Here is a 7,706-nt window from a genome sequence, read left to right as displayed (position 1 = left end):
ATCCGCTACACGGTGCTCCCGTGCAGACCCAACAGGTTCTCCTCTTTTCGGGGGACACGACGAGTCTCCGAGCCCGTGACGTCTCCGCGAAAACCTGATGGTACCTTGACCCCCGCTTTCAATTGTTCGTAAACTGATGATTCAGAACACAGCGGGATGCATCCTGCGGTGGTGGGGGTGGGGCAGGGGGGATCCGTCGGACGCGAACCGCCTTGTGTCTTGTGTAAGGAGAAGACGTGCCCATTCAGGACCAGCTGCCCAAGTCTCGTATCACGCTCGTTTATCGCACCACCATCAACGGCCAGGAGGAGGACGTCAAGCTTCCCTTCCGCGTCGTGGTGCTTGGTGACTTCTCGCTCGGGAGTGCCAAGGACCGCCAGGTGGATCTGGAGGAGCGCAAGCTGCGCTCGGTCACCGGCTCCAACCTGAACGAGCTGATGAAGGACATGGGGATGTCCGTCTCGTTCGAGGTGGACGACAAGATCAGCAGCGATGGGGACGGGAAGATCGCGGTCGAGCTGCCCATCGACCGGATGAAGTCCTTCCACCCGGACGAGATCGTCCAGCACGTGCCCAAGCTCAAGGCGCTGATGATGATGCGCAAGCTGCTGCTGGAGATGCAGTCGGACATCGACAACCGCAAGGAGCTGCGGCGCACGCTCTACGAGCTGTTCTCCAACAAGGAGCAGCTGCAGAAGCTGCTGGAGAGCGAGCAGCTCAAGAGCTACGCCAGCATGCGCCTGCCCGTGGCCGCGAAGCCGCCTTCCGATGCGCCCGCGCTCGCCGCCCAGAACGTCCCGGCCGTGGCGACCGCCAAGGCCTGATTTTCCTCGTCCCCCTTCTCCACGCCGAAGAGTCCATTCCTCATGGCCGAAAAAGATTTCCTCAGTGAGTTGTTCAAGGTCCGCGGGCTCGACATGCCCACCAGCGCCCAGCCGATGATCGGCACTGGCCTGGTTCCCGTCGCCTCCAACGAGATGCAGGTCCCGACGGACGAGCGCTTCATGTCCGCCGTGGCGGCGCTGCTCTACAACGTCGAGCCCATCCAGGACGAGGTGGGGCAGATCCGCTTCGACAAGGGCGAGGTGATGAAGGCCGTCGCGCGCATCGATGAGGCCATCGAAGCGCAGATGAACGAGATCCTCCACCACGAGAAGTTCCAGAAGATGGAGGCCACCTGGCGCGGTCTGGAGGACCTCGTCAACAACACCAACTTCCAGGCCGACATCACCATCGACATCCTGGACGTCGAGAAGGCGGAGCTGGCCGAGGACTTCGAGAAGAACTCCAGCAACATCTTCTCGAGCGCCATGTTCGACAAGGTGTACATCAAGGAGTACGACCAGTTCGGCGGTCGTCCCTATGGTGTGATGCTGGGTCTGTACGAGTTCAGCGCCTCGCGCAGCGACATCACCTGGCTGGAGCGCATGGGCAAGGTGGCCAACGCCTCGCACTGCCCGTTCATCTCCTCGGCCAGCTACAAGTTCTTCGACTGCGACAGCGTCGAGCAGCTCGAGTCGCTCAAGAACCTGGACGGCGTGCTGAGCCACCCGCGCTACAGCAAGTGGAACGAGCTGCGCGACAAGGAAGAGGGCGCCTACATCGGCCTGACGCTGCCGCGCTACGTGGTGCGCCTGCCGTATGATCCGGATCGCAACCCCTGCGACGTGCTCAACTTCAAGGAGGACGCCCAGGGCGACTCCAAGAAGTACCTGTGGGGCAACGCGGCCTACCTGCTGGGCCGCAACCTGGTGAAGTCCTTCGAGCAGTCTGGCTGGTGCCAGTCCATCCGCGGCCCCAAGGGCGGCGGGCTCGTCACCGGCCTGCCGGTGGACACCTTCACCCTGCGCGGGCAGAAGCGGATCCAGGCGCCGGTGGAGATCGCCATCCCCGACTACCGCGAGTACGAGTTCGCTCGCAACGGCTTCATCCCGCTGGTGTACCGCAAGGACTCCAGTGAGGCGACGTTCTTCAGCACCCAGTCCGTCAAGCGGGCCAAGAAGTTCAAGGACCCGAAGGACTCGGAGAACTCGCAGCTCGTCACCAACCTGGCGTACACGTTCTCCATCACCCGGCTCGCGCACTACATCAAGAGCATCATGCGCGACAACATCGGCACCACCGCCGATGCCGGCTACGTCCAGCGGCAGATCGACTCGTGGCTGACGGGGTACGTCACCACGGTGGTCAACCCGGACGACCTGACCCTGCGCCGCTTCCCCTTCAAGGCCACCAACGTCGTGGTGGAGTCGAAGCCCGGGGAGATCGGCTGGTATGACTGCAAGGTGGCCGTGCTGCCGCACATCCAGTTCGAAGGCCTCAATGTGGAGCTGATGTTGGAGTCTCGCCTGGGATGACCGGGTGGCCGTCGTAATCACTACTCAGCACAAAGAAAGAGGGAGCAATGCCTCAATTTGCCCGTTCCCTGGACGTCTACCAGGGCTTCAACTTCAAGAAGGACAAGCAGGCGCCGGTGGGCTACATCACCAAGCTGAAGGTTGGTGATAACGAGCTCAAGGCTGATCAGGAGACGCTCAAGGATCCGGAGCAGCCGGACAAGCCCCTGAAGAACAAGGTGGTGGGCGTGCTCAGCCACTACCTGTGGGAGACGGGCATCACGGATGCCATGTACCTCTCCGCGCAGGTCTCCACGGCCAACAAGCAGATGGTGGCCTCGGCGCTGCTCGGCACCTGGTCCAACGTCGAGGTGCTGTTCAGCTACACCGTGTACGAGTACGACCCGCTGGCGAAGAAGTATTTCAAGTCCAACTACATCGACAAGGAGCTCAAGGGCATCCTGGAGAAGAACGGGGATGACCTGAACCTGTCGATCGCGGACGACCCGTCCTCCGAGGTGCAGTCGCCCAAGAACTTCACCCTCCAGGTCGGCATCAAGCCGCAGACCCTGGAGCAGTCGGTGAACATCGCCACGGGCTCGGGCAAGCAGCTCGTCAAGCAGTGGGGCGTCACCGAGGCCGCGAAGTAAACCCTCGCCAGGAAGAAACAACGACATGCAGCGTCACAAGCTCGCGCGGGTCCGCTGGCAGGTTGGCCAGACGCTCCTTCCCGAGCACTTCCGTGCCCAGGACGAAGCACTCTCGGCCGAGGCACGGCTGCATGCCGAGCTGTCCGGGCTGCCCCAGGTCGGTATCGCCTCGCTCGCTTGGAGCGAGGCGCTGCTGGCCGAGGGCAGCCTCTCCATCTCCTTACTGACCGCCGTCATGCCGGGTGGCTTCCTGGTGAACGTGCCAGGCAATGCCGCCCTGCCGTCGTTCTCCCTGGAGGCCACGGGCCGCGCGGAGGTCACCGTCTTCCTCCACCTGCTGGAGGAGATGCGCGGCACCGAAGGCGTGCCGCTCTACGCGGATGAGCCGCCCAATGTGCAGCGCGTGCTGCACCGGCTGCAGCTCTCCAGCGAGCAGTCCGCGGATCGGGCCATCTCCTCGCTGGAGCTGGTGGCCTTCTCCAAGGATCTCCAGGGGGCGTGGCGCCCCTCCGCCCAGAAGGTTCCGCCGCTGCTGCTGGTGGGCCGCAACCCCTTCCTCAACGAGCTGCTCGGCGAGCTGGACCTGTTGCTGGACAAGGCCCACGGCCAGCTCCGCACCCTCCTGCTGGACAGCTACCAGCGCGGCGAGCGGCTCGCCAGCGCCCGCCGGACGCTGCTCGAGGTGCGCCGCCTGCAGGCCCTGCGCGCCGACATGCTCGGCGGCATCTGCCCGCACCCGTACCACTTCTTCGACGCCCTGCGCCGGTTCTACTTCGAGGTCTGCTGCTACCTGGAGCTGGTGCCCGAGGCCGACCTGCCCACCTACCGCCATGACAACCCCGGAGAGGGGTTGTGGGGGTGGATGGCGCTGCTCAACCGGGCCTTTCGTCCCGAGGACACGCGGCTCACCTACAAGCCCTTCGATTGCCGGGACGGGCAGTTCGTCCTCTCGCCGCTGCCCTCGCTGGACGAGGGCGTGCAGAGCGAGCTGTACATCCTGGTGCGCAGCGAGGATCCCAGCCAGCCCGCCTCCCTGGAGGGGGTGAAGGTGGCGAGCCCCGCCCGCTTGCCGGTGGTGCGCCGGCTGGCGCTCCGGGGCATCCCCTTCCAGCACGTGCCTCACCCCGCCTTCCCTCACGCTTTCGGCCCGGAGATCTCCTGGTACAAGCTCTCGCTGGGGGAGGAGTGGCAGTTCGCTCTGCGCGACAACGGCATGGCCTTCTTCGTCACCCCGGCGCTGCAGGGCACCCAGGTCTTCCTCTTCTGGCGCAGGGCCTGAGATGGCACGCCCTTCCTTCCTCGACAAGTTCACCGCGCCCTGGCAGCGCCAGGGCGACAATGGCGAGCTGGTCCAGGTGCGGCAGAACCTGGAGGCCGTGCTCAACACGAAGGAGGGCTACGGCTACTTCGTCGAGGGCTTCGGCCTGGGTCGCTACTCGGAGCGGTTTGGCACCCAGCTGCTGATGAAGACGCTCACCGAGGAGATGCTGCACTCGGTCACGAAACATGAGCCGCGCCTGCGTGAGGTGGAGCTGGAGTTGCGCGGCAGGGACTCGGGGCTGTGGCTGCACTTCGTGCTGACCGGTACACTGCTCGATGCACCCTGCACATTGCGCATCCTCTTCCACACCGTGAGCGGTCAGGTGCGGGTCGAGGAGGATGAGGAGGAGGGCTGATGGACAGCACCTTTGAAGAGCGTCTGGCCGTGTCGCTCTCCCTCACCATTGCTGGCAAGGAGCACAAGGTCATCGCCGGCAGCATGAAGCGCTTCGCGCTGGACCTGTGGAGCTGGGGTCTGGAGGGCGAGGCGGAGTTCCTGCTCACGGACAACAAGAGCCAGGGCGGTCAGGACAAGGACGCCCTGCTGGCCGACTTCCTCAAGCCGGACCTGGTCGAGGTGTCGCTCGAGGTGAAGGCGGTCCTCCCGGAGACCTCGGGACGGCCAAGCCATACCGGGCTGAAGATCAAGGGCTTCGTCACCGAGAAGACGCTCGTCGAGGACGTCGTCACCTCCGGTAGCGGCGACATGATCCTCCATCGCCGCTACGGCATCCGCTTCCTGGATGCCGCGCGGCTGCTGTGGCGGCAGCACTACCCCTGTGCCCTCTACACCTCGAAGACGGTCAAGGACGTGCTGGAGGCGCACAAGGGCGACAAGATCAGCCTCGCCTACGACTGGGACGCGGGCCTGGGCACCTCGCACCCCATGCTCTTCGTGGGGTTGGATCCCCAGGGCGGGGCCAGCTTCTACGACTGGGTGTTGTGGTACGTGCATGGCCACGCGGGGGTGTTCACCTACGACTACGCGGCGCACGGCTACAAGTTCGCGGCCGCCAAGGATGCCTCGGGCACGCCGATGAAGCTGCACGAGGAGAACCTGGCCGGGCTGGAGGTGCTGCTGCCCGAGGTCATCCGCCACGACGTGACGGTGCTCAACGCCACGGCCGAGAGCCCCCAGACCCAGCCCGTGACGCAGAAGCAGGCCGTCAGCGGCATCCGCCAGGACGTGCTGCTGTGCACCGCCATCTCGGACGAGGTGCAGGCCCGGGTGGACCTGGAGACGGCCCGGCTGAAGGCGCGGGGTCCGGAGATGGAGCTGATCTGGTGCTCCTTCCCCGAGAAGTCGCTCACTCCGGGGACGTTGGTGAAGCTGCCAGGCAACGACGCCTGGGGCGCCGCGGGCGTGGCCAAGGACAAGGTCCTCCGCGTCCGCAGCCTGCAGCTGTCCGCCGAGGTGTTGGAGAAGCAGGGCGAGGAAGAGGTGTATGGCGATTCGGACGCCATGTTCTCCTTCCGCATGAGCTCCCGGTTGGAGCCCAAGGAAGAGCCCCACGTGGATCTGCCCGCCTGGCAGCCCCCGGGCTACCCTCGCTACGTGGAGGGCTTCATCGTCAGCGAGCAGGGCGCCGAGAAGGACGAGACCTGGCAGGCCTACACCGACTCGGACACGTCGCTGGACGGCTACAAGGTGAAGATCCCCCTCTTCGCCGATCAGATCATCCCCACGCCCTTCAACCCCAACCTGCTGCCCGGGCACTTCTACTTCCCCGCCTACAAGGACGAGCGGGTGCTGGTGGCGCTCGACTTCCAGCGCGCGTGGATCAAGCGCTTCCTGGACTGGCGCACCGGTGCGCGCATGCCCCAGGATGGGCAGGGCGTGCAGTTGTTGGTGGGCAAGACGCCCGAGAATGGTACCGCGCTCAAGCATTACTACACGGACGACAAGCCCGTGTTCCTGATGCAGCGCACGAATGAAAAAGACACGCAGAAGATCCAGCTAGGCGAGGGCACACTGCTCATCCAGGTGAAGGAAGAGCAGTCGTGAAGCGAGGGGAGCCTTTGGCTCCCCACCGAGGAGGCGAGGAACCATGGGCAAGCTCGTCTGCACCGTTGAACTGGACAAGGAGAAAGGCGTCACCGTAAAGGTGGAGAACGCCGACGATCAGATCACCCAGACGGTGGTCATGGATGGCACGTCCATCACCATCACGGTGAAAGGGTCCGAGGAGACGAGCACCTACGTCCAGAAGCAGGACAGCGTCACGGTTACGTGCAAGGATTTCACCGTGGACGCCACCGGGACGCTCACCCTCAAGTCAGCGAAGGCCTCGAGCTGGACCAGCCAGGACATCCTCAAGCTCGAGAGCACCAAGGACATGACCTTCACCTCCAGCGCCAAGCTCACGCAGAGCGCCAAACAGGACGCCAAGCTGTCCTCGAACACCAACGTGGCCATCGAGGCGACGTCCAAGCTCGACATGAAGGGCATGCAGACGAGCCTGGTGGCCTCGGGTGGCGACAACAAGGTGGAGGGCGTCAACCTGAAGATGGCCGGCAAGGCCCAGGCGGAGCTGGCCGCCCCGATGATCAAGGTGGCCGCCCAGGGGAAGCTCGGCCTGGAGTCTTCGGGCATGGCGGATCTCAAGGGGGCGATGACCACCGTCGCCGGTTCGCTCGTGAAGCTGGGTTGAGGGTGCGTTGAGCGATTCGTCGGAACGGGTCTACCTGGACTACCTGAACGAGCTGGATGCGCTGGAGCGCTTCCGGCAGCGTTTCCTGGGCTCGCACCCGACCGTGCCGCTGGACCGGGAGGATCCGCACGTGCGGCGCCTCATCGAGTCCATGGCCTTCTTCTCGGTGCAGACGCGCCTGGCCACGCAGCACAACCTGCGCTCCACCTGGGTGCGCCTGTTCTCCTCCTTCTTCGACTTCCTGCTGCAGCCGCTGCCGGCCGTCGCGCTGGTGCAGGCGCTGCCCGCGGAGAAGATGACCGAGACGCTGGTGCTTCCCCGGGGCACCGAGCTGCGGCTGTCTCCGGCCCATGGGGTGGCGGGCTCCTTCCGCACCCGGCGCCACCTGCGCATCCTCCCCATCTCCATGGCGGGCACGGAGGTGGTGCGCCTGCCGGATGGACGCTGGCGGCTCATCCTCCACTTCGAGTCCAGCTTCCCGCGCCGGGATCCGGTGGGGATGCTCAGCCTGCACGTGCGCCACCTGGACGAGTACCGCCCCTCGCTGGCCGTCTTCCACGCGCTGCGCAACCAGCTCCAGCAGGTGGGCGTGGTGTACGACGCGCGGGCCAACGAGTCCTCGCAGGCCACTCCGTGTGAGTTCTCCTTCGGCGGCGCCGCCCCCGAGCTGGATGACGCGGGGATGTACGAGCACCCGCTGCAGCGCGTGCGTGCCTTCTTCCAGATGCCCGAGCAGGGGCTCTTCCTCA

The 7,706-nt window shown here is 65.1% G+C and carries 8 protein-coding genes; all 8 read left to right on the top strand.

Annotated elements, in window-relative coordinates; all coding sequences use genetic code 11:
* Window positions 1-236: 236 nt before the first annotated feature.
* Entirely contained in the window at window positions 237-824 is a 588-nt protein-coding gene (gene tssB / locus VF697_RS16520) for a type VI secretion system contractile sheath small subunit (protein ID WP_331096066.1), read from the top strand.
* 42 nt (window positions 825-866) lie between these two features.
* A complete protein-coding gene (tssC, locus tag VF697_RS16515; RefSeq protein WP_331096064.1) occupies window positions 867-2,357 on the top strand; it encodes a type VI secretion system contractile sheath large subunit in 1,491 nt (496 codons plus the stop codon).
* Window positions 2,358-2,404: 47 nt separating this feature from the next.
* A complete protein-coding gene (locus tag VF697_RS16510) occupies window positions 2,405-2,986 on the top strand; it encodes a hypothetical protein (protein ID WP_331096062.1) in 582 nt (193 codons plus the stop codon).
* Window positions 2,987-3,011: 25 nt separating this feature from the next.
* Window positions 3,012-4,265 (top strand): type VI secretion system baseplate subunit TssK, encoded by a 1,254-nt coding sequence (gene tssK, locus VF697_RS16505; protein WP_331096060.1) that lies wholly within the window; start codon window positions 3,012-3,014, stop codon window positions 4,263-4,265.
* 1 nt (window position 4,266) lies between these two features.
* Window positions 4,267-4,662, top strand: coding sequence for a GPW/gp25 family protein (locus tag VF697_RS16500; RefSeq protein WP_331096058.1), 396 nt, complete (start codon window positions 4,267-4,269; stop codon window positions 4,660-4,662).
* Entirely contained in the window at window positions 4,662-6,311 is a 1,650-nt protein-coding gene (locus tag VF697_RS16495; RefSeq protein ID WP_331096056.1) for a hypothetical protein, read from the top strand. The genes VF697_RS16500 and VF697_RS16495 overlap by 1 nt, the downstream gene beginning before the upstream one ends.
* 43 nt (window positions 6,312-6,354) lie before the next feature.
* Entirely contained in the window at window positions 6,355-6,957 is a 603-nt protein-coding gene (locus tag VF697_RS16490; protein WP_331096054.1) for a hypothetical protein, read from the top strand.
* A 7-nt stretch (window positions 6,958-6,964) separates the two neighbouring features.
* Window positions 6,965-7,706 (top strand): type VI secretion system baseplate subunit TssF (locus tag VF697_RS16485; protein ID WP_331096052.1); only part of this gene is annotated, 742 nt, incomplete at its 3' end.

Source organism: Archangium sp. (assembly GCF_036388035.1).
In the GTDB taxonomy this organism is placed as follows: Bacteria; Myxococcota; Myxococcia; order Myxococcales; family Myxococcaceae; genus Archangium.
This window is presented reverse-complemented; position numbering and strand designations above follow the sequence as displayed.

Coding starts and splice junctions, on each gene's coding strand:
- VF697_RS16495 (WP_331096056.1), top strand. CDS start 4,662: ATGGACAGCACCTTTGAAGAGCGTCTGGCCGTGTCGCTCTCCCTCACC.
- VF697_RS16500 (WP_331096058.1), top strand. CDS start 4,267: ATGGCACGCCCTTCCTTCCTCGACAAGTTCACCGCGCCCTGGCAGCGC.
- VF697_RS16510 (WP_331096062.1), top strand. CDS start 2,405: ATGCCTCAATTTGCCCGTTCCCTGGACGTCTACCAGGGCTTCAACTTC.
- tssK (WP_331096060.1), top strand. CDS start 3,012: ATGCAGCGTCACAAGCTCGCGCGGGTCCGCTGGCAGGTTGGCCAGACG.
- VF697_RS16490 (WP_331096054.1), top strand. CDS start 6,355: ATGGGCAAGCTCGTCTGCACCGTTGAACTGGACAAGGAGAAAGGCGTC.
- tssC (WP_331096064.1), top strand. CDS start 867: ATGGCCGAAAAAGATTTCCTCAGTGAGTTGTTCAAGGTCCGCGGGCTC.